17 protein-coding genes and 4 tRNA genes are annotated in these 20,633 nt (G+C 67.3%); 1 reads left to right on the forward strand and 20 read right to left on the reverse strand.

Annotated elements, in window-relative coordinates:
* Nucleotides 1-2: 2 nt before the first annotated feature.
* The 6 genes from KRX52_RS17710 to leuC all read right to left on the reverse strand — a co-directional run bounded on the left by KRX52_RS17710 (nt 3) and on the right by leuC (nt 8,792).
* A complete protein-coding gene (locus tag KRX52_RS17710; protein WP_217683057.1) occupies nt 3-3,065 on the reverse strand; it encodes a motility hub landmark protein FimV in 3,063 nt (1,020 codons plus the stop codon).
* 138 nt (nt 3,066-3,203) lie between these two features.
* Nucleotides 3,204-4,196, reverse strand: coding sequence for an aspartate-semialdehyde dehydrogenase (locus KRX52_RS17715; RefSeq protein WP_217683058.1), 993 nt, complete (start codon nt 4,194-4,196; stop codon nt 3,204-3,206).
* A gap of 192 nt (nt 4,197-4,388) precedes the next feature.
* Entirely contained in the window at nt 4,389-5,501 is a 1,113-nt protein-coding gene (gene asd, locus KRX52_RS17720; protein ID WP_217683059.1) for an aspartate-semialdehyde dehydrogenase, read from the reverse strand.
* A gap of 60 nt (nt 5,502-5,561) precedes the next feature.
* Nucleotides 5,562-6,644: a 3-isopropylmalate dehydrogenase gene (gene leuB / locus KRX52_RS17725; RefSeq protein ID WP_217683060.1), complete on the reverse strand. Its 1,083-nt coding sequence runs from the start codon at nt 6,642-6,644 to the stop codon at nt 5,562-5,564.
* Nucleotides 6,645-6,708: 64 nt separating this feature from the next.
* Entirely contained in the window at nt 6,709-7,356 is a 648-nt protein-coding gene (leuD, locus tag KRX52_RS17730; protein ID WP_217683061.1) for a 3-isopropylmalate dehydratase small subunit, read from the reverse strand.
* 11 nt (nt 7,357-7,367) lie between these two features.
* Complete coding sequence (gene leuC, locus KRX52_RS17735; protein WP_217683187.1) at nt 7,368-8,792, reverse strand: 3-isopropylmalate dehydratase large subunit; 1,425 nt, start codon at nt 8,790-8,792, stop codon at nt 7,368-7,370.
* Between the two features lie 124 nt (nt 8,793-8,916).
* On the opposite strand from leuC, the gene KRX52_RS17740 reads away from it, so the two are divergent.
* Nucleotides 8,917-9,792, forward strand: coding sequence for a LysR family transcriptional regulator (locus tag KRX52_RS17740; protein ID WP_217683062.1), 876 nt, complete (start codon nt 8,917-8,919; stop codon nt 9,790-9,792).
* Nucleotides 9,793-9,844: 52 nt separating this feature from the next.
* Here the strand turns inward: KRX52_RS17740 and KRX52_RS17745 are convergent, their stop codons facing one another.
* The 14 genes from KRX52_RS17745 to moaB all read right to left on the reverse strand — a co-directional run bounded on the left by KRX52_RS17745 (nt 9,845) and on the right by moaB (nt 20,517).
* Nucleotides 9,845-10,825, reverse strand: coding sequence for a tRNA dihydrouridine synthase (locus KRX52_RS17745; protein WP_217683063.1), 981 nt, complete (start codon nt 10,823-10,825; stop codon nt 9,845-9,847).
* Nucleotides 10,826-10,943: 118 nt separating this feature from the next.
* On the reverse strand, nt 10,944-11,381 hold the full coding sequence (locus KRX52_RS17750; RefSeq protein WP_217683064.1) for an acyl-CoA thioesterase: 438 nt from the start codon (nt 11,379-11,381) through the stop codon (nt 10,944-10,946).
* The gene (eda, locus tag KRX52_RS17755) at nt 11,378-12,028 is read right to left on the reverse strand and encodes a bifunctional 4-hydroxy-2-oxoglutarate aldolase/2-dehydro-3-deoxy-phosphogluconate aldolase (protein WP_217683065.1); all 651 of its coding nucleotides are present in this window, start codon (nt 12,026-12,028) and stop codon (nt 11,378-11,380) included. Before eda ends, KRX52_RS17750 begins: the two co-directional genes overlap by 4 nt.
* 2 nt (nt 12,029-12,030) lie before the next feature.
* Nucleotides 12,031-13,842 carry a phosphogluconate dehydratase gene (gene edd, locus KRX52_RS17760; RefSeq protein ID WP_217683188.1) on the reverse strand — a complete coding sequence of 604 codons (1,812 nt, stop codon included), beginning with the start codon at nt 13,840-13,842 and terminating at the stop codon, nt 12,031-12,033.
* A gap of 126 nt (nt 13,843-13,968) precedes the next feature.
* Nucleotides 13,969-14,652 carry a 6-phosphogluconolactonase gene (locus KRX52_RS17765; protein WP_217683066.1) on the reverse strand — a complete coding sequence of 228 codons (684 nt, stop codon included), beginning with the start codon at nt 14,650-14,652 and terminating at the stop codon, nt 13,969-13,971.
* Nucleotides 14,653-14,722: 70 nt separating this feature from the next.
* Nucleotides 14,723-15,130 (reverse strand): bacteriohemerythrin, encoded by a 408-nt coding sequence (locus KRX52_RS17770; protein WP_217683067.1) that lies wholly within the window; start codon nt 15,128-15,130, stop codon nt 14,723-14,725.
* A 241-nt stretch (nt 15,131-15,371) separates the two neighbouring features.
* Nucleotides 15,372-15,447 (reverse strand) — tRNA-Glu (locus tag KRX52_RS17775).
* A 39-nt stretch (nt 15,448-15,486) separates the two neighbouring features.
* Nucleotides 15,487-15,562 (reverse strand) — tRNA-Ala (locus tag KRX52_RS17780).
* A gap of 44 nt (nt 15,563-15,606) precedes the next feature.
* A tRNA-Glu gene (locus KRX52_RS17785) sits at nt 15,607-15,682 on the reverse strand.
* 48 nt (nt 15,683-15,730) lie between these two features.
* Nucleotides 15,731-15,806 (reverse strand) — tRNA-Ala (locus KRX52_RS17790).
* Nucleotides 15,807-15,984: 178 nt separating this feature from the next.
* On the reverse strand, nt 15,985-17,466 hold the full coding sequence (gene gltX, locus KRX52_RS17795) for a glutamate--tRNA ligase (RefSeq protein ID WP_217683068.1): 1,482 nt from the start codon (nt 17,464-17,466) through the stop codon (nt 15,985-15,987).
* Between the two features lie 138 nt (nt 17,467-17,604).
* Entirely contained in the window at nt 17,605-18,681 is a 1,077-nt protein-coding gene (locus KRX52_RS17800; RefSeq protein WP_217683069.1) for an NAD(P)-dependent alcohol dehydrogenase, read from the reverse strand.
* 103 nt (nt 18,682-18,784) lie between these two features.
* The gene (locus KRX52_RS17805; RefSeq protein WP_217683070.1) at nt 18,785-19,981 is read right to left on the reverse strand and encodes a molybdopterin molybdotransferase MoeA; all 1,197 of its coding nucleotides are present in this window, start codon (nt 19,979-19,981) and stop codon (nt 18,785-18,787) included.
* Entirely contained in the window at nt 19,978-20,517 is a 540-nt protein-coding gene (moaB, locus tag KRX52_RS17810) for a molybdenum cofactor biosynthesis protein B (RefSeq protein ID WP_217683071.1), read from the reverse strand. Before moaB ends, KRX52_RS17805 begins: the two co-directional genes overlap by 4 nt.
* Nucleotides 20,518-20,633 lie beyond the last annotated feature (116 nt).

Raw genomic sequence — 20,633 nt, forward strand, 5'->3', positions numbered from 1 at the left:
GATCAGGCGATACGACCCATCATCTCGCGCGCTTCCTGCTGCTGACTGGCGGTGCCTTCCTTGAGCACCTCATCGAGGATGTCGCGAGCGCCGTCGGCATCGCCCATGTCGATGTAGGCACGAGCCAGGTCCAGCTTGGTGGCGGTTTCGTCAGCATCGGCGAGGAAGTCGAAATCCTCGTTGCCGGTCAGCGCCGGAGCCGGGGTCGTTTCGAAGGCCAGATCATCCAGCTCCGGCAGCTCATCCAGCGTCTCGACTGCTGGCACCGGTGCAGGCGCACTGCTCAGCTCTGGCAACTCGGAGCGGGTCAGGAAGTCGTCGAAGGCGGCATCCAGATCCTGTTCGGCATCCGCGCCACTCAGGGTCTGCAACTCCAGCTCCAAGTCGTCCAGCTCCGGCAACGCAGCCAGCTCCGTTTCAGCCAGGGCAACTGGCGCAGCGGACGGCTGGCCAAGATCCAGATCGGCCAGGTCCAGCAGGAACTCGTCGGACTCGGCAGCCGCCGGCGCAGCGGGAGCATCCAGCGCCAGCTGGTCCAGCTCGGCCAGCAACTGGTCTTCTTCGGCCTGGTCCTGCGGGACCGCCAGCACTTGATCGACTGTCGGCAGCTGCACGTCGCCCAGCTCGAAGGCAAAATCGTCAACTTCGGAGGACGACTGCAGTGCTTCCCCGCCAGCCGGCACAGCAGCCAGATCCAGATCCAAGCCGAAATCGGCTTCGTCACCTTCCAGCAGCGGTGCGGCGGCAGGCGCCGAGTCGAGGCTGGCAAAATCATCACCCAGACCATCCAGGCTCAGCTCGTCGAGCTGCAGCGGAGCCTCGACAGCCGCCGCCGGATTGGCCGCCAGCTCGCGCTCGAGTTCGGCTTCCAGATCGTCGAGGCTCAGATCGAAACCGTCGTCCAGTGCAGCGACAGGCTCACCCGCCACAGACGACACAGCAGCCGGAGCGGCATCGAGAGACACATCATCGAGCGAGAAGTCATCGAAGGAAAACTCCTCGGCCGGCTCGGCCTGGGCAGCCGCCACGGACTCGGGCGCAGCCACTTCAGGTTCGCTATCGAAGGCGTCTGCCGCCAGGGCAGCACCGGCTGCGATAGCTGCACCGCTGGCGAGAATCTGCGGATAGCGGGCACGCAGCTGGTCGATCTGCGGCTGGGCACCACCGATCTCGCCCAACTCGGCCTCCTGGCGGACGAAACCGTCACGGTCGCCCATCTCGGCGTAGATTTCCATCAGCTTCAGCCGCAGGTCGGCACGCTGCGGCTCGTCGTTCACGGCATTACGCAGCAGCTCGGCGGCCTGATTGAAGCGGCCGTAGGTGCTGTACATCTCGGCCTCGCCCAGGGGATCGGCGCTTTTCAGGCCTGTCGTCTGGGCTGCAGGACTCTGCAGGTCACCCGCCTGCACCGACAGACCAGCAGCCGGAGTGACGTCGGCTTGCATAGCGGACAGGTCCGGCTGCTGGAACAGCTCGGCCTCTTCTGCCGACTTGCGCGACTTGCGGCGCGAGTTGATCGTCAGGCCCAGCCCGGCCAGCAGAGCCAGAGCGCCGCCGGCTGCCGCCAGCAACAGCGGATTGGCCAGCACTTCGTCGAGCAGGCCGGGCTCGTAGACTGACGCCGGAGTGGCAACCGGTTTGACGACGGCAGGTTTTACCACGGCAGGCTTGGCGGCTGCCGGCACAGCAGCCGGCTGGGCGGCCGGAGTTGCGGCAGGCGCAGGAGTCGGCTCGGCCGGCTTGCTCTCGGCAGCTGCCGGAACCGGCGCCGGACTGGCAGGTGCGGCAGCATCGGCTGCGGCAGGTGCGGCAGGTGCGGCGACCGGCGCAGGAGCGACCGCCGGGGCCGATGCCGGAGCGGCGACAGCCGACTGAGCACTTGCAGAAGCCGTATCGGCAGGCTTGGCCTGGGCATCGACGACCAGGCCACCCTGCAGCTTGGCCATTTGTTCGTTCTTCAGCTCGATCAGACGCTGCAGCTTGTCCAGCTGGCTTTGCAGGTCGGTGAGGCGCTCCTTGAGCTCCTGATTCTCGCGCTGCGAGGTAACCAGGCTTTCCTGACTGACGGCCAGCTTGTCGGCCAGCGCCTTGCTGTCACCGGCAGCAGCGTTATCGCTGCCGCTCGCGGACTTGCCGCTGGCCGCGCCCACCAGGCGCAGATTATCTTCGGCCGGCGCCTGCGCCGGTGCATTGCCCGCTTCGCTACGGCGAGTGGCATCAAGCTGGCGGGCAGCCACCGGCTGCACGGCGCGACCTTCGCGCCAGGCGCCGTTCTGCGCCTGAACCTGGGCCAGCGCATCGGCCTGGCTGCGGCTGCGGATCTGCTGTTCGGTCGGCAGGCGCAGCACCTGGCTGCTCTTCAGGCGATTGATGTTGCCATCAAGGAAGGCGTTCGGATTGAGATCCTGGATCGCCAGCATGGTCTGGTGCACCGAAACGGCGCTGCTCGGGCGTACGCGACTGGCGACTTCCCACAGCGTGTCGTCACGATCGGTACGGTACTGATCGCCGTCGATGCGGCTCGGTGCGGGGGCGGCAGGTGCGCCAGCCGGAGCGGCGGCCTGCGGACGACTGACCGGAGCACGCGGCGCTACGCTGACACGCGGCGCCACCGGTGCAGCCTGCGGCAGACGCGGGCTGGCGGCGACCACGGTCTGCGGCGAGTACAGCGGCGGATCGAGCAGCACGGTGTACTCGCGCAGCAGACGGCCATTGGGCCACAGCACCTCGACCAGGAAATTCAGATAGGGCTCGCGCACCGGCTTGCTCGAGGTGACACGAATCACGCTCTTGCCATTGGCCTTGAGTACCGGCGTGAACTTCAGATCGGTGAGGAAAAAAGGCCGGTCGACGCCAACCTTGCTGAACTCCTCGACGGCAGCCAGCGAGGGCAGTACCTCGTTGCTACCCAGGTCGCGCACCTCGAGCAGCTCGATTTCCGCATCCAGCGGCTGGTTCAGGGAAGACTTCAGCGATATTTCACCCAGCCCCAGCGCATGCGCCATGCCGGAAGTCAGCGCCGAAGCGGCGGCGATTGCTAGCACCAGTTTGCGAACCCGAACCATAGCCTGTATTCCCTGTTTTTTCTGCTGTGCTCGCCCAGCGAGTCAGTGGCATGGCTGGCATCTGCGCCCGCGATGAGGCGGCCCCCCCAGATGCACAGTCAAGATGAAAAAGCTTACAAATTTTGCGGCAAGTATCTTTTACAGGTGGGGTTTAAGCAATAACTCGCCCAGCTGCACGGCATTGAGTGCCGAACCTTTTCGCACGTTATCTGATGCAATCCACAAATTGAGTTCGCACGGGTCATGCAGCCCGCCGCGCACCCGTCCGACATACACCAGGTCCTGCCCGAGGGCGTCGCCGACGGCGGTGGGATAGTCGCCCTGCTCAACCAGCTCGAGGTCCGGCGCATCGTCCAGACAATGCAGCACCACCGGCAGATCGACCGACTCGGCACACAACAGGCTGACCGTCAGACTATCGCCGAAGAACACCGGTGCCTGCACGCAGGTGATGGCCACCGGCAGTTGTGGCTCGCCCAGCACCTCGAGCAACTCGCTGGCCAGGCGCCGCTCGTCACGGGCATGACCGTCGGGCATCTCGGCCGCCGCGCGCGCCAGCAGATTGAAGGCGATCTGCCGGTCGAACAGCTGCGGCTCCACCGGACGGGCATTGAGCAGCTGCGCGGTCTGCCGTGCCAGCTCCTCGACCCCCTCGCGGCCGTGGCTGGAAACCGCCAGACAGGCCGTGGCCGTCACCCGGCGCAACTGCAACACCGTGCGCAGCTTGCCGAGCACGCTGGCCAGCGCCACCGCGGCCGGCAGCGGGCTGCGCAACCAGCGCCCGACCGCGGCCGGCGCATTGACCCCGGCGACCACGCAAGGCGCCTGCCGCTCCGGCAGCGAGCCGCTCAGATCGACCAGCGCACAACCGGCAGCCTCGATACGCACCAGCTGTGCCGGTGCCAGCGGCTCGACCACAAACACCAGCGCCACAGTCGCGAAATCGAAGGAGTCCACTGCACGCACGCGCAGGTTGCGCTCGCGAAACGCCGCAATCTGCCCGATCGCGGCCTCGGCGGACAGGGGGAACAGATTGCCGACCGGAAACTCGCGCTCGTCAAGGACCATCAGCAGCGCCTCGCCGACCAGGCCGGTGGCACCGATGACGGCGATATCGAAAGTCTCGTTCATGAAGCGGCCTCCTGCGAAATAGGGCCGCACTTTAGCGAGCGCGCCGGCAATTGGGTAGCCAGCCCATGCGCAGGCGGACCAGCGGAACGCCCCGCAACTGATCGACAGCAAGCATTGCGCATAAATGACGAGACCCGCCGCAGCGGGTCTCGTCATGGTTCAGCAAGCCAAACGGCGCTACGCGCCAGCCACTCAGCGTTCCAGCAGGATGCGCAGCATGCGCCGCAGCGGCTCGGCGGCGCCCCACAGCAGCTGGTCACCGACGGTGAAGGCGCCGAGGTACTGCGAGCCCATGTTGAGCTTGCGCAGGCGGCCGACCGGCACGCTCAGGGTGCCGGTAACGGCGGTCGGGCTCAGCTCGCGCATGCTGATCTCGCGCTGGTTGGGCACCAGCTTGACCCACGGGTTGTGCTGGCTGATCAGGCCCTCGATATCGGCCAGCGGCACGTCCTTGTTCAGCTTGATGGTCAGCGCCTGGCTGTGGCAACGCATAGCGCCGATGCGCACGCACAGGCCGTCGACCGGGATCGGGCTCTTGTTGCGGCCGAGGATCTTGTTGGTCTCGGCCTGCGCCTTCCACTCCTCGCGGCTCTGGCCGTTGGGCAGTTCCTTGTCGATCCACGGGATCAGGCTACCGGCCAGCGGCACGCCGAAGTGGTCGACCGGGAAGTCGGCGCTGCGCTGGGTCTCGGCGACCTTGCGGTCGATGTCGAGGATCGCGCTGGCCGGGTTGACCAGGTCATCGGCCACCGCATGATGGATCGCGCCCATCTGCTTGATCAGCTCGCGCATGTTCTGCGCGCCGGCGCCACTGGCCGCCTGGTAGGTCATGGCGCTCATCCACTCGACCAGACCGGCCTCGTAGAGGCCGCCGAGGGCCATCAGCATCAGGCTGACGGTGCAGTTGCCGCCGATGAAGTTCTTGCCACCGTTGTCCAGCGCCTGGTCGATGACCTTGCGGTTGACCGGATCGAGGACGATCACCGAGTCGTCATCCATGCGCAGGCTGGAGGCCGCGTCGATCCAGTAGCCCTGCCAGCCGGCTTCGCGCAGCTTGGGGAACACTTCGCTGGTGTAGTCGCCGCCCTGGCAGGTGAGAATCACGTCCAGGCTCTTCAGCTCGTCGATGCTGTAGGCATCCTTGAGCGGAGCAATGTCCTTGCCGATGGCCGGCCCCTGGCCGCCCACGTTGGAAGTGGTGAAGAACACCGGCTCGATCAGGTCGAAATCGCGCTCTTCCAGCATCCGCTGCATGAGCACGGAACCCACCATACCGCGCCAACCGACAAGACCAACACGCTTCATCGCAACTACACCTTTCTCGAAAAAGTGGGGCCGCCCGCGGCGGGGCGGCTCCCGGACAGCTTACAGATTCCGCAGCGCGGCGACTACTGCGTCGCCCATCGCGCGGGTACCGACCTTCTGGCAGCCTTCCGACCAGATGTCACCGGTGCGCAGGCCCTGGTCCAGCACGTTGCTGACCGCCTGCTCGATGGCGTTGGCCGCCTCGAGCTGGCCGAAGCTGTAGCGCAGCATCATCGACACCGAGAGGATGGTCGCCAGCGGGTTGGCGATGCCCTTACCGGCGATGTCCGGCGCCGAGCCGTGGCAGGGCTCGTACATGCCCTTGTTGTTGGCGTCCAGCGAGGCGGACGGCAGCATGCCGATCGAGCCGGTGAGCATCGAGGCCTCGTCGGAGAGGATGTCACCAAACATGTTGTCGGTGACCACCACGTCGAACTGCTTGGGCGCGCGCACCAGCTGCATGGCAGCGTTGTCGACGTACATGTGCGACAGCTCGACGTCCGGGTAGTCCTTGGCGACTTCCTCGACCACGGCGCGCCACAGGCGGCTGGACTCCAGCACGTTGGCCTTGTCCACCGAGCACAGCTTCTTGCCGCGCAGACGGGCCATGTCGAAGCCGACCTTGGCGATGCGGCGGATCTCGCTCTCGCTGTACGGCAGGGTGTCGAACGCCATGCGCTCGCCGTTCTCCAGCACGCGGCTCTCGCGCGGGCTACCGAAGTAGATGCCGCCGGTCAGCTCGCGGACGATGAGGATGTCCAGGCCGGCGACGATTTCGGGCTTGAGGCTGGAGGCGCCGGCCAGCTGCGGGTAGAGCAGCGCCGGGCGCAGGTTGCCGAACAGGCCCAGCTGCGAGCGGATCTTCAGCAGGCCCATTTCCGGACGCAGCGGACGGTCGAGGTTGTCCCACTGCGGGCCACCGACGGCGCCGAGCAGGATGGCGTCGGCGGCGCGGGCGCGCGCCAGGGTCTCGTCGGCCAGCGGGGTGCCGTACTTCTCGTAGGCGGCGCCGCCCAGCTCGTCGTAGCTCAGCTCGAAGCCCAGCTGGTACTTCTCGTTGGCCAGCTCCAGCACCTTGACCGCTTCGGCGACGATTTCCGGGCCGATACCATCACCCGGGAAAACCAGAATCTGCTTGCTCATTGCATGTCCTTGTAAAGGTCGAACCGCGGGAGCGAGCCCTGCCCGCTCCCGCCGAAAAAGAGGGTTACTTGATCGCGCCGAACAGCCAGGGGCTGCTCTGCTGATGCTTGGCTTCGAACGCCTTGATCGCCTCGGCATCCTGCAGGGTCAGGCCGATGTCGTCCAGACCGTTGAGCAGGCAGTGCTTGCGGAACGGATCGATGTCGAAGGACAGCACCTTGCCGTCCGGACGGGTCACGGTCTGCGCCGCCAGGTCGACGGTCAGCTGGTAGCCCTCGCTGGCCTCGCACTGCTGGAACAGCTCGTCCACTTCCGCTTCCGGCAGGATGATCGGCAGCAGGCCGTTCTTGAAGCTGTTGTTGAAGAAGATGTCGGCGTAGCTCGGCGCGATGATGGTGCGGAAGCCGTACTCTTCCAGCGCCCACGGCGCGTGTTCTCGGGAGGAGCCGCAGCCGAAGTTCTCGCGGGCCAGCAGCACGCTGGCGCCCTGGTAGCGCGGGAAGTTCAGCACGAAGTCCTTATTCACCGGACGGCTCGAGCAGTCCTGGTTCGGCTGGCCGACGTCCAGGTAGCGCCACTCGTCGAACAGGTTGGGGCCGAAGCCGGTGCGCTTGATGGATTTCAGGAACTGCTTGGGAATGATCTGGTCGGTGTCGACGTTGGCGCGATCCAGCGGGCAGACCAGGCCGGTGTGTTGGGTAAAGGCTTTCATTCAGGCATTCCTCAGTTCAGCAGCTCACGCACATCGACGAAGTGACCGGTCACCGCGGCGGCGGCGGCCATGGCCGGGCTGACCAGATGGGTACGCCCGCCGGCACCCTGACGGCCTTCGAAGTTGCGGTTGGAGGTGGAAGCGCAATGCTCGCCGCTCTCCAGGCGGTCCGGGTTCATCGCCAGGCACATGGAGCAGCCCGGCTCGCGCCATTCGAAGCCGGCCTCGATGAAGATCTTGTCCAGCCCCTCGGCCTCGGCCTGCGCCTTGACCAGGCCGGAGCCCGGCACCACCAGCGCCTGCTTGACGGTGGCGGCGACCTTGCGGCCCTTGGCCACCACGGCGGCGGCACGCAGGTCCTCGATGCGCGAGTTGGTGCAGGAGCCGATGAACACGCGATCCAGCTGGATCGAGGTGATCGGCTGGTCGGCGGTCAGACCCATGTACTTGAGGGCGCGAACGATGGAGTCGCGCTTGACCGGATCGGCCTCGTTGGCCGGGTTCGGCACCTTGGCGTCGACCGGCAGGACCATCTCCGGCGAGGTGCCCCAGCTGACCTGCGGCTTGATCTGTTCAGCCTGCAGTTCGACCACGGTGTCGAAGTGGGCGTCGGCGTCGGACACCAAGCCCTTCCACTGCGCCACGGCGGCATCCCAGTCGGCGCCCTTGGGCGCGAAGGTGCGGCCCTCGACGTAGGCGATGGTCTTGTCGTCCACGGCGACCAGACCGACGCGCGCGCCGGCCTCGATGGCCATGTTGCAGATGGTCATGCGGCCTTCCATCGACAGGTCGCGGATCGCGCTGCCGGCGAACTCCAGGGCATGGCCGTTGCCGCCGGCGGTGCCGATCTTGCCGATGATCGCCAGCACGATGTCCTTGGCGGTGACGCCGGCGGGCAACTGGCCCTCCACGCGCACCTGCATGTTCTTCATCTTCTTGGCCACCAGGCACTGGGTCGCCAGCACGTGCTCGACCTCGGAGGTACCGATGCCGTGGGCCAGCGCGCCGAAGGCGCCATGGGTGGAGGTGTGCGAGTCGCCGCAGACCACGGTCATCCCCGGCAGGGTGGCGCCCTGCTCCGGACCGACCACATGGACGATGCCCTGGCGGCGGTCGTTCATCTTGAACTCGAGGATGCCGAAGTCATCGCAGTTCTCGTCGAGGGTCTGCACCTGCAGGCGCGACACCTCGTCGTGGATCGACTCCAGGCCGCCCTGGCGCTCGGCCTTGGTGGTCGGCACGTTGTGGTCCGGGGTGGCGATATTGGCGTCGACGCGCCACGGCTTGCGCCCGGCCAGGCGCAGGCCCTCGAAGGCCTGCGGCGAGGTCACTTCATGGAGGATCTGGCGGTCGATGTAGATCAGCGCCGAGCCATCGTCGCGCTGCTTGACCAGGTGCATGTCCCAGAGCTTGTCGTAAAGCGTCTTGCCGGCCACGGGGGAACTCCTCATCGGTTGTTGCTGTATGCCCACAGGGCTTGTGCGGTCGATGCTAGGGGCTTGCCTTGGATAACACAAATTCATATTTTTCATGCTTTGGATAACCAATGGGAATCCGAGCATGGACCTGGCCAGCCTCGACACCTTCATCGCCATCGCCGAAACCGGCAGCTTTTCCGCTGCCGGCGAACGTCTGCACCTGTCGCAGCCGGCAGTCAGCAAGCGCATCGCCGCCCTCGAGCAGCAGCTCGATGCCCGCCTGTTCGACCGCATCGGCCGCGAGATCGGCCTGACCGAGGCCGGCCGCGCCCTGCTACCGCGCGCTCGCCAGGTGCTCAACGTGCTGGACGACACCCGGCGAGCCCTGAGCAACCTCAACGGCGACGTCGGCGGCCGACTGACCCTGGCCACCAGCCACCACATCGGCCTGCACCGTCTGCCGCCATTATTGCGCGCCTTCACCCGCGCCCATCCGCAGGTGGCGCTGGACATCCGCTTTCTCGACTCGGAAGTGGCCTACGAGGAGGTGCTGCACGGGCGCACCGAACTGGCGGTGATCACCCTCGCCCCGCACACCGCTGCACCGGTGCGCGCGGTGCCGGTGTGGGACGACCCACTGGACTTCGTCGCCGCCCCCGAACACCCGCTGGTTCACGGCGGAGCGGTGACGCTGGCCGAGGTGGCGCGCTATCCGGCGGTGTTCCCTGGCGAGAACACCTTCACCCACCATATCGTCCAGCGCCTTTTCGAGGAGGCCGGCCTGAAGCCCAACGTGAGCATGAGCACCAACTATCTGGAGACCATCAAGATGCTGGTGTCCATCGGTCTGGCCTGGAGCGTGCTGCCGCGCACCATGCTCGACGAGCAGGTGGCGCGCCTGGCGCTGGGCGAGATCCAGCTGAGCCGCCAGCTCGGCTACATCGTGCACACCGAGCGCACCCTGTCCAACGCCGCGCGGGCTTTCATGCAACTGCTGGACACGGCGGGCAAACCGTAGGGTGCGCCTGCGCACCAAGCCCCGGCACATTGACCGGTGCGCGCGGCGCACCCTACGCGGGAATGGCCGCGGGGTGAGACAGCTCCGCGTGGCGCAGCCCGAACAGCGCATCCAGCCGCGCGCAGTCGTTGTCGCGGCGGATGCTGTCGAACAGCGCCTGCGCCTCGGGATAGCTGCGCGTCAGCATCGCCAGCCACTGCTTGAGTCGCCCCGGCGCATAGCGCGGGGCGAGCTTCTGCCGGGCCTTGCGCCAGAACAGTTGCAGCAGCGGTTGCAGCTCGCCCCAGCTCAACGGCTCGGGCTCGCGGCCGGCGCTGGCGGCGGCGATCTGCCGGGCCAGGTCCGGACGCGACACCAGCCCGCGGCCGAGCATGATGTTGTCCGCCCCGCTGATTTCGCGACAGCGCCGCCAGTCGTCCACCGTCCAGATCTCGCCATTGGCATAGACCGGCACCTTGACCGCCTCCTGCACCCGCGCCACCCACTCCCAGTGCGCCGGCGGCTTGTAGCCGTCGAGCTTGGTGCGGGCGTGCACCACCAGCATGGACGCGCCACCGTCGACCAGCGCCCGCGCGCAGTCCAGCGCGCCGTCGGGGCTGTCGTAGCCCAGGCGCATCTTCGCCGTCAGCGGCACCCCGGCCGGCAGCGTGGCCCTGACTTCGTGGGCGATGGCATGCAGCAGCTCGGGCTCCTTGAGCAGCACCGCACCGCCCCGCGACTTGTTCACCGTCTTGGCCGGGCAGCCGAAGTTGAGATCGACCACCGACGCACCGAGGCTGGCGGCGAAAGCGGCGTTGTCGGCCAGGCAGGCGGGATCGGAGCCGAGCAGCTGCAGGCGCAGCGGCGTGCCGCTGGCGGTGCGCCAGCCGCTGTCCAGCTCGGGCGCCAGCTTGCGGAAGTTCGCCAGCGGCAGCAGACGGTCGCAGACGCGGACGAACTCGCTGACGCACCAGTCGACGCCGCCGACCTCGGTCAGCAGCTCGCGGAGGATTTCATCGACCAGCCCCTCCATGGGCGCCAGGGCAATCTGCACGGGGGAATTCTCGGGAAAAAACGAAGGGCGCGGATTCTAGCAAGCCAGGCCAGCGCGTAGGGTGCGCCATACGCACCATTGCGGATGCGGGGAAATCCGGCGGTGCGCGTGGCGCACCCTACAGGGCAGGCACCAGCGCACGACCATAGCGCTCGATGAACTCCGCCGGCATACGCCGCGGCTTGCCGCTGGACAGCTCGATGCAGGCGAAGCGGGTGCGCGCGCGCAGCAGGGTCGCGCCATCGGCCGGACGCCACAGCTGGAACTGGCGCTGCATGCTCAGTCGGCCGTCCGAGGCGACGACCCAGGTGCCCAGCTGCAGGCGCTCACCCTGACGGGCAGCGGCCAGGTAGTCGATCTCGTGGCGCACCACCGCCATGGCCCGGTCGAGCCGCCGGTAGTCATCGATGGAAAGGCCCAGGCTGCGCGAGTGCGCCCAGGCACACTGCTCCATCCAGCCGACGTAGACCGTGTTGTTGGCATGACCGAGGGCGTCGATATGTTCGGCGCCGACCTCGATCTCCAGCACGAACGGCGCCGGCAGCTCCCAGCTCATGCACCGCGCTCCAGACTGGCGGACAGCGCGCAGGCCTCCTGCGCCAGCTGGGTGATCTGGTCCCAGGCCCGTGCGCGCACCAGGCTGCTCGGCGCCACCCAGGTACCGCCGACGCAGGCGACGTTGGGCAGGCGCAGGAAGGTCGACAGGTTGTCCACCGTGATGCCGCCGGTCGGGCAGAAACGAATACCGTTGAACGGCTCCTTGAAGCTTTTCAGCATCTTCACGCTGGCGTCGCCGTTGGCCGGGAACAGCTTGAGCGAGCGGTAGCCCTTCTCGATGGCGAACAGCACCTCGGAGGGCGTCATCGCCCCCGGCAGGTAGGGCAGCCCGCACGTCTCCGCGGCCTCGGCCAGGCGCTCGGTGCAGCCGGGACTGACGATGAACTGCGCGCCGGCAGCGCGGGCCTCGGCGAACTGCGCAGCATGGATTACCGTGCCGGCGCCGACCAGCAGCTGCGGCAGTTCCTGACGGATCGCCGCCAGCGCCTCCAGCGCCCGCGGCGTGCGCAGGGTCACTTCCAGCACCTCGATGCCGCCGGCATACAGGGCGCGCGCCAGATCGACCGCCAGACCGGCATCCTCGATCACCAGCACCGGCAGGACCGGGCGCGCCCGCTTCAGCACGTCATCCATTGTCAGACTCATCTTCATTCCTCCCAGTCCACAATCGAACCGCCCCGGTCGGCCGGTCCCGCCAGCCGCCGTTGCAGATTGAACAATTCCAGGCCGTAACCGACCGCCTGCGGCTGGTTCGGTTTGCGCGGGGTACGCGCCGCCCATTCGGCGGCGTCGACGACGACCGCCAGCACCCCGCGCCGCGCATCCACCTCGAGCAGATCGCCGTCGCGCAACAGGGCCAGCGCGCCGCCAGCCGCCGCCTCAGGGGTGACGTGCAACGCTGCCGGTACCTGCCCGGACGCTCCGGACAGCCGGCCATCGGTAACCAGCGCGACCCGCTGGCCAGCCGCTTGCAGGTTGGCCAGCAACGGCATCAGCTTGTGCAGCTCGGGCATGCCGTTGGCGCGCGGCCCCTGGAAGCGCACCACCAGCACCAGATCGCCGCTCAGCTCGCCGGCCTGGTAGGCCACCTGTACCGCTTCCTGACAGTCGAAGACGCGCGCCGGCGCGCGCACCTGCCAGTGCGCCGGATCCACCGCCGAGGTCTTCAGCTGGGCGCGGCCCAGATTGCCCTCGAGCAGCACCAGCCCGCCTTCGGGCGCGAAGGGCTCGGCCAGCGGCCGCACGATGTCAGGCGCCGGGCTCTGCGCCGGCAGCTCGCGCCAGGCCAGCCGGTCGTTATCCAGCCAGGGCTCGCGGGAATAGTCGGCCAGGCTCTCGCCGGCGACGGTCGGCACCTCGCCGTGCATCAGACCGCCGCCGAGCAGTTCGCGGATGATCCACGCCGGGCCACCGGCGGCCTGGAACTGGTTCACGTCGGCCTTGCCGTTGGGATAGACGCGCGCCAGCAGCGGCACCACCTTGGACAGCGCGGCGAAATCCTCCCACAGCAGCTCGTAGCCAGCGGCGCGGGCGATGGCCGGCAGGTGCAGACCATGGTTGGTCGAGCCGCCGCTGGCCAGCAGCGCCGCCACGCCGTTGACCAGCACCCGCGCATCCACCTGGCGACCCAACGGCAGCCAGCGCTCGCCCTGCCGACTGTTGCGCGCCACCAAACGTGCCGCCTCGGCAGTCAGCAGCGGGCGCAACGCCGATTCCGGCGGCGCGAAGGCGCTGCCCGGCACGTGCAGGCCCATGGCCTCCATCAGCAGCTGGTTGGTATTGGCGGTGCCATAGAAGGTGCAGGTGCCCGGTGCATGGTAGGCACCCAGCTCGGCCTCGAGCAGCTCCTCGCGACTGGCCTCGCCGCGCGCATAGCGCTGGCGCACCGCCGCCTTCTCGCTGTTGGAGAGCCCCGAGGGCATCGGCCCGGCCGGCACGAACACCGCCGGCAGATGGCCGAAACGCAGCGCGCCGATCAGCAGGCCGGGGACGATCTTGTCGCACACGCCCAGATACAGGCCGCCGTCGAAGATCGCATGGGTCAGGCCGATGGCAGCGGCCTGGGCGATCAAGTCGCGGGAGAACAGCGACAGCTGCATGCCGGCCATGCCCTGGGTGATGCCGTCGCACATGGCCGGCACCCCGGCGGCGAACTGCGCGCTGGCGCCGACACGGGCCAGCGCGGCCTTGAGCTGCTCGGGGTAGTCGTGCAGCGGCTGGTGCGCGGAGAGCAGATCGTTGTAGCTGGAGACGATGGCGATATGCGGCGAGCCGCCCTGGCGCATGATCAGCTGTGCATCGTGTGGCTGTGCCGCCAGCGCATGGGCCAGGTTGGAGCAACCGATCTGCCGGCGCGGCTCGCGCTCCACGGCCTCGTCCAGGTGCGCCAGGTAGCGCGCACGGCGCTCGGCCGAGCGGGCGGCAATACGGGCGGTCACCGCCTCGACAACGGGATGCAGCATGGCGACTCCTCGACAGAAGGCGTGGGGACGCGAGCATGCCGCCGCGCAGCGAAACCCGTCCCGTGAGGCGTTCAGTTTACCAGCACCGCGAATACCCGAGTGCAGTCGTCGTGCACTGGCCGCTCAGGGCGCCCAGTGGATCTGCAGGCGACCACCGGCCTGCTGCACCAGCGCGTGCACCGGCAGCTGGCGGGTCTCCGGCTGATCGGCAAGCACCGCCTCGAGCACTTCGCGCTTGGCACCGCCGAATACCAGCAGGCCCAGCCAGTCGCTGCGCAGCAGCAGGGCAAGATTGCTGCTCAGGCGTACCTGCGGCGCGACCGGTGCCGCGCCGACCAACGCCGACGGCGATGCGCCATCGGCCAGTGCAGCCGTCAGTCCGGGCATCCCTGGAAACAGCGAGGCGATATGGCCATCTTCACCCATACCCAGCAGCACCGCGGTCAATGGCAACCAGCCAGCCAGCTGCTCGCCCCAGGCCTGCGCGGCCTGCTCCGGCGTCGGCCCCTGGCGCGGATCGAGGAGCCGGGCCTGCGGCAGGGCCGTGCGCAGCAGCTGCAGGTTGCTGGACGCAGCGTCCGCAGCCACCCAGCGCTCGTCGGTGGGACTGAGATCGACCCGCGACCAGTCCAGCGCCTCGCCAGCCAGACGGCCCAGCAGCGGCAGCGGGCTCTGTCCGCCGGCCAGCAGCAGGCGCGCCCGCCCGCCGGCCAACTGGTCGGCGCGCAGACGCGCGCCCAGTACCTGCGCCAGCTCGGCAGCGCAGGTGTCGCGGTCGGGATACAGACAAAGGACGGGAAAATTCATCCGGGACTTCCGCAGCAAGGAATGCCGAGCATGATGCGGCATTCAGCCTGGCGCGCAACAGCCGGACAGCTCAGCGCACGCCGTTATCGCGAAAGAAGGCGACGTAGGCCTTGTCGACCTTGAGGATATGGTGGACCAGCCAGTCGGCCAGCAAGTCGAGCGTCTCGTTGCCGGAGCGTTCGCCGGCATCGTGACGCTGCAGCAGATCCATGATCTGCGCGGTGAACTTGTCGTGCTGCGCCTTGTGCGCCGCGGTTTCCGGGTAGCCGAGGCGGTGGAAGATCTCTTCCTCGACGATGAAGTGATTCATGGTGTAGTCCACCAACCCCTCCAGCACCTCACCGATCGCCGCGCCATCCGCTTCGGCGCTGGCCAGGCTGTTGTACAGCTGGTTGGTCTTGTCCACCAGCCAGCGATGCTGCTCGTCGATCTGCGCAATTCCGACTTCGAGCTCGCTGCTCCACGGCATGAAAGTCATGTCCTTGTCCTTCCCCTGCTGGTTGTCTTGTTATGTGAATGGCTGCCAGACAATCGCGGCATCGCCAGCTTATCCCACACAAAAAATACGGACAACGATTGACAGGAGAATGCCGCGCCCCACCGCACAACCGGCAGCGTGACAGGCGAGACAAACAGGAGGCAGGGGATTTTTTTGCGGCAAAAACAAAAAGGGTCATTCCAAAATCGGAATGACCCTCTTGATCCCAGAGCGGGAAAATTGGCGTCCCCTAGGGGACTCGAACCCCTGTTACCGCCGTGAAAGGGCGGTGTCCTAGGCCACTAGACGAAGGGGACGTAAACCTTCGTACGATCCGCGTGCGAATCGCTGGAAATTGGTGGAGCTAGACGGGATCGAACCGTCGACCTCTTGCATGCCATGCAAGCGCTCTCCCAGCTGAGCTATAGCCCCGATACTGCTTCGGCTGCAGCCCTTGTTGGCGCTGCGCTGGAAATTGGCGTCCCCTAGGGGACTCGAACCCCTGTTACCGCCGTGAAAGGGCGGTGTCCTAGGCCACTAGACGAAGGGGACTTAAACCTTCGTACAACCCGCCAGACATTAGCGTGTTGCTGGATAATTTGGTGGAGCTAGACGGGATCGAACCGTCGACCTCTTGCATGCCATGCAAGCGCTCTCCCAGCTGAGCTATAGCCCCACTTTCGTGAGCTTCTTCACTTGCGAACCAGGTTCGTCGTGAAGACGGGGCGCATGTTAATGGCGACCTGAAAACCCGTCAACACTTTTTTCGTTTTTCCCTGAAAAAATTTCGCAGGCAGAACAAACACTTACCTCAAGCAAAGGGATGGCGGGACTGGCCCGCCATCCCTGCCGGCTCAGTCGATGGCGGCCAGCAGCTTCTCCCACTCCTTGGTTTCCTTCTTCGACACGCCGCCGAGCAGCTCGACGGCCTGGCGCAGGCGGAAGCGCGACAGGTCCGGACCGAGGATCTCCATGGCATCCAGCACCGACACCGAGCTGGCCTGACCACTGATGGCCGGGAAGATCAGCGGCATCAGGTCACGCAGCTTGAGGCCGAGGTGCTCGGCAACCTTCTGGATGATCGCGGTGATGTTGTCCTTGTTCCACTGGCGCAGCGCCTCCAGCTTCCAGAGGATCAGCTGCAGCACCTGGCGCACCTGCTCGGGCGACAACTTCTTGTGCTCGAACAGCTTGGCGTCCGGGCTCACCCCGCCCATGAAGAAGAAACCGGCCAGCGGTGCCAGCTGGCTGAAGGTTTCCACGCGGTTCTGCACATGCGGGGCGATCTGCATCAGGTACTGCGGGTTGAGCGCCCACTTCTGCACCTCGGCGGCGAAACGCTCGAGCGGCAGTTCGCGCAGCCACTGGCCGTTCAGCCAGGACAGCTTGTCGACGTCGAAGATCGGCCCGCCCAGCGACACGCGGCTGACGTCGAAGTGCTCGATCATCTCGGCCAGCGAGAACTTCTCGCGCTCGTCCGGCATCGACCAGCCCATGCGTCCCAGGTAGTTGAGCATGGCTTCCGGCAGGTAGCCCATGCGCTGGTAGAAGGTCACCGAAGTGGGGTTCTTGCGCTTGGACAGCTTGCTCTTGTCCGGGTTGCGCAGCAGCGGCATGTAGCAGAGCACCGGCTGTTCCCAGCCGAAGTACTCGTACAGCTTGATCAGCTTGGGTGCCGACGGCAGCCACTCCTCGCCACGCAGCACGTGGGTGATGCCCATCAGGTGGTCGTCGACCACGTTGGCGAGGAAGTAGGTGGGCAGGCCGTCGGTCTTCATCAGCACCTGCATGTCCATGCGATCCCACGGGATCTCCACCTCGCCGCGCAACATGTCCGGCACCACGCAGACGCCCTCGGTCGGCACCTTCATGCGCACCACATGGGCCTCGCCGGCGGCGACGCGCTGCTGCGCCTGCTGCGGGCCGATGTGCATGCAGTGGCCGTCGTAGCGCGGGGTTTCCTTGTTGGCCATCTGCTCGGCGCGCACCGCATCCAGGCGCTCGGCGCTGCAGAAGCAGGGGAAGGCATGGCCCTTGGCGACCAGCTCGTCCGAATACTGCTTGTAGATGTGGCCGCGCTCGCTCTGCCGGTACGGACCGTGCGGACCGCCGACGTCCGGACCCTCGTCCCACTCGATGCCCAGCCAGCGCAGGGCGTCGTAGATCTGCTGTTCGGACTCGCGGGTCGAGCGCAGCTGGTCGGTATCCTCGATGCGCAGGATGAACTGACCGCCGTGCTGGCGGGCGAAGCACAGGTTGAACAGGGCGATGTAGGCGGTGCCAACGTGCGGATCGCCGGTGGGCGACGGCGCGATGCGGGTACGGACGGTGGTCATGGCGACTCTCGAATTGAGCGTTGATGCAAAGGCGCGATGTTAGCAGCCACGCCGCCTGTGGCTCCAGCCACAGCCCCACACCAGCCAAAAACGACGAAGCCCGGACACGGCCGGGCTTCGTCGGACTCAGGGCCGCACTCAGAACGGCTTGATCGCCACCTTGAGCACGCCGTCGCGCTGATGGCCGAACAGGTCGTAGGCCTCCACGATCTGCTCCAGCTTGTACTCGTGGGTGACCAGTGCCCCCAGGTCGACCCGCCCGGAAGCCACCACGTTGAGCAGCCTGCGCATGCGCTCCTTGCCGCCCGGGCACAGCGAGGTGACGATCTTGTTGTCGCCGAGGCCGGCGTGGAAGGCGCCCAGCGGGATGGTCAGGTCGCTGGAGTAGACGCCCAGACTGGACAGGGTACCGCCCGGTTTGAGCACGCGCAGTGCGCTCTCGAAGGTCGTCTGCGTGCCGAGCGCCTCGATCGCCGCATCCACCCCACGGCCGCCGGTCAGCTTGAGGATCTCGTCGACCACGTCCACTTCGCGGAAGTTGAGGGTCACGTCGGCGCCCAGCTGGCGGGCGATTTGCAGACGCTCGTTGACCCCGTCCACGGCAATGATGGTGCTGGCGCCGCGCAGCTTGGCGCCCGCGGTGGCGCACAGGCCGATCGGCCCCTGGGCGAACACCGCGACGACGTCGCCGATCTTGATGTTGGCCGCCTCGGCGCCGGCAAAGCCGGTGGACATGATGTCCGGGCACATCAGCACCTGCTCGTCGCTCAGCCCGTCCGGCACCGGTGCCAGGTTGGCCTGGGCGTCCGGTACCAGCACGTATTCGGCCTGGGTGCCGTCGATGGTGTTGCCGAAACGCCAGCCGCCCATCGGCTTGTAGCCGTGGCAGGCGCAGCCGCCGTCCTGCGACGGATAACCATCCTGGCAGGCGTAGGAGGTGAAGCTCGGGCAGATCGCCCCGGCGATCACCCGCTGCCCCTCCTGATAGCCCTGCACGTTGCTGCCCAGCTTCTCGATGATGCCCACCGGTTCGTGACCGATGGTCAGCCCCGGCGCCACCGGGTACTCGCCCTTGAGGATGTGCACGTCGGTGCCGCAGATGGTGGTGGTGGTGATGCGCACCAGCGCGTCGTTGGGCCCCACCGGCGGGATCGGCTTGTCGACCAGCTCGATGCGGCCGGGGGCCACGAATACGGCAGCTTTCATCATCGTCATCGGAATACTCCTTATACCAATGGAGCCGGGCAGGCCGGCCTGGATAGTCATCCACTCTAGTCGAACGGCGGTTACCGCAACATGCCCGAGGTCATGGGCCTGGTCAGAACAGCTCCGCCAGCGGAATGAAGGTCACCGCATCGCCTTCCGCCAGCGTGGCGCCTTCGCGGATCTCGACCAAGCCGTCGGCCCAGGCCGCGCTGCGCAGCACGCCGGAACTCTGGTTCGCATGCAGCACCGCCCTGCCCTGTTCCAGCCGTGCGCGCAGGAACTCGCGACGGCCACCGGCCCTGGGCCAGGCGAAAGCCGCCGGGACCGCAAAGCGCAACGGTTCCAGACGGCTGACGCCGAGGCGTCGCAACAGATAGGGGCGCGCCAGCAGGGCGAAGGTCACCAGGGTGGAAGCCGGATTGCCGGGCAGGCCGATCAGCGGCGTACCGCGGAAATGGCCGCAGGTCAGCGGCTTGCCCGGCTTGAGCGCCAGCTTCCACAGGGTCAACTCGCCCTCTTCGCGCAGCACCTGGCCGAGGAAGTCCGCCTCGCCGACCGACACCCCACCAGTGGAAAGGATCAGGTCCGCCGCGCCCAGCGCCGCCAGGCGCGCACGGGTCTGCAGCAGATCGTCGGGCAGGATGCCGGCGTCCAGCACCGTGCAGCCCAGGCCGGCCAGCCAGGCTGCCAGCAGCGCCCGGTTGCTGTTGTAGATCTGTCCGGCACCCAGCGGCTGGCCCGGCTCGACCAGCTCGTCGCCGGTGGACAGCAGGGCCACCAGCGGCCGGCGGCGCACCTCGACCTGCGCCACGCCGACGGCGGCGATCAGGCCCAGCTCCACCGCCCCCAGGCGGGTACCGGCCTCCAGCAGCACTTCGCCGCAGCGGATCTCCTGCCCCTGGGGCCGCACGTTCTGGCCAGGCCGCAGTGCATCGAGAAAGCGCACCCGACCGTCGGCCTGCACCGCGACGTTCTCCTGCATCTCTACGGTGTCGGCACCCGCGGGCAGCGGCGCGCCGGTGAAGATGCGCGCACAGCTGCCCGGCTGCAGCGGTACGGGCGCCTGGCCGGCGAAGATCTGCTGGCTGACCGCCAGCGGCTCGCCCTGCCAGTCGGCCAGGCGCAGCGCATAGCCGTCCATCGCACTGTTCGGCCAGGGCGGCAGATCGAGCCTGGCGACCAGCGGCGTCGCCAGCACCCGCCCCGCCGCCTCCGCGGCGGGGATGCATTCGATCTCGACGATCGGCTCGGCCGCGGCCTGCGCCAGCAGGCGTGCCAGCGCCTCCTCCAGCGGCAGCAGCGCACTCATCCGCGCGTCCCGCAGGCCGGAGCCTGCTTCAGGTGGGTGACGAAGTTGCACGGCCGGTGCCGGGCATCCAGCTGGGTCGCAAGAATGCCGTCCCAACCGGTGCGGCAGGCGTTGGTCGAGCCGGGCAGGCAGCACACCAGGGTGCCGTTGGCGAGGCCAGCCAGGGCGCGCGACTGGATGGTCGAGGTGCCGATGTCCACTACCGAGATCTGCCGGAACAATTCGCCGAAGCCGTCCACCTGCTTGTCCAGCAGGCAGGCCACCGCTTCCGGCGTGCTGTCGCGCCCGGTGAAGCCGGTGCCGCCGGTGATCAGCACCACCTGCACCTCGTCCTCGGCGATCCACTGCGCCACCTGGGCGCGGATGCGGTACAGATCGTCCTTGAGCAGCACCCGCGCCGCCAGGTTATGCCCCGCCGCCTGCAGGCGCTCGACCAGCAAACCGCCGGAGGTGTCGGTATCCAGGGTACGGGTATCGCTGACCGTCAGGACGGCAATGTTCAGGGGGACGAAAACGCTTTCGGCGTGCTGGCTCATCAAGAGGCTCCGCGCAGGGGTTCGGGACAAAGAAAGACCTGATCGGTTTTATAGCACCAACCGGGCCAACCTGACTCACGCCACCGCGCGACATCCGCGGATGCGGGAGTTTTAAT

This window comes from Geopseudomonas aromaticivorans, assembly GCF_019097855.1.
Classification (GTDB): Bacteria; Pseudomonadota; Gammaproteobacteria; order Pseudomonadales; family Pseudomonadaceae; genus Geopseudomonas; species Geopseudomonas aromaticivorans.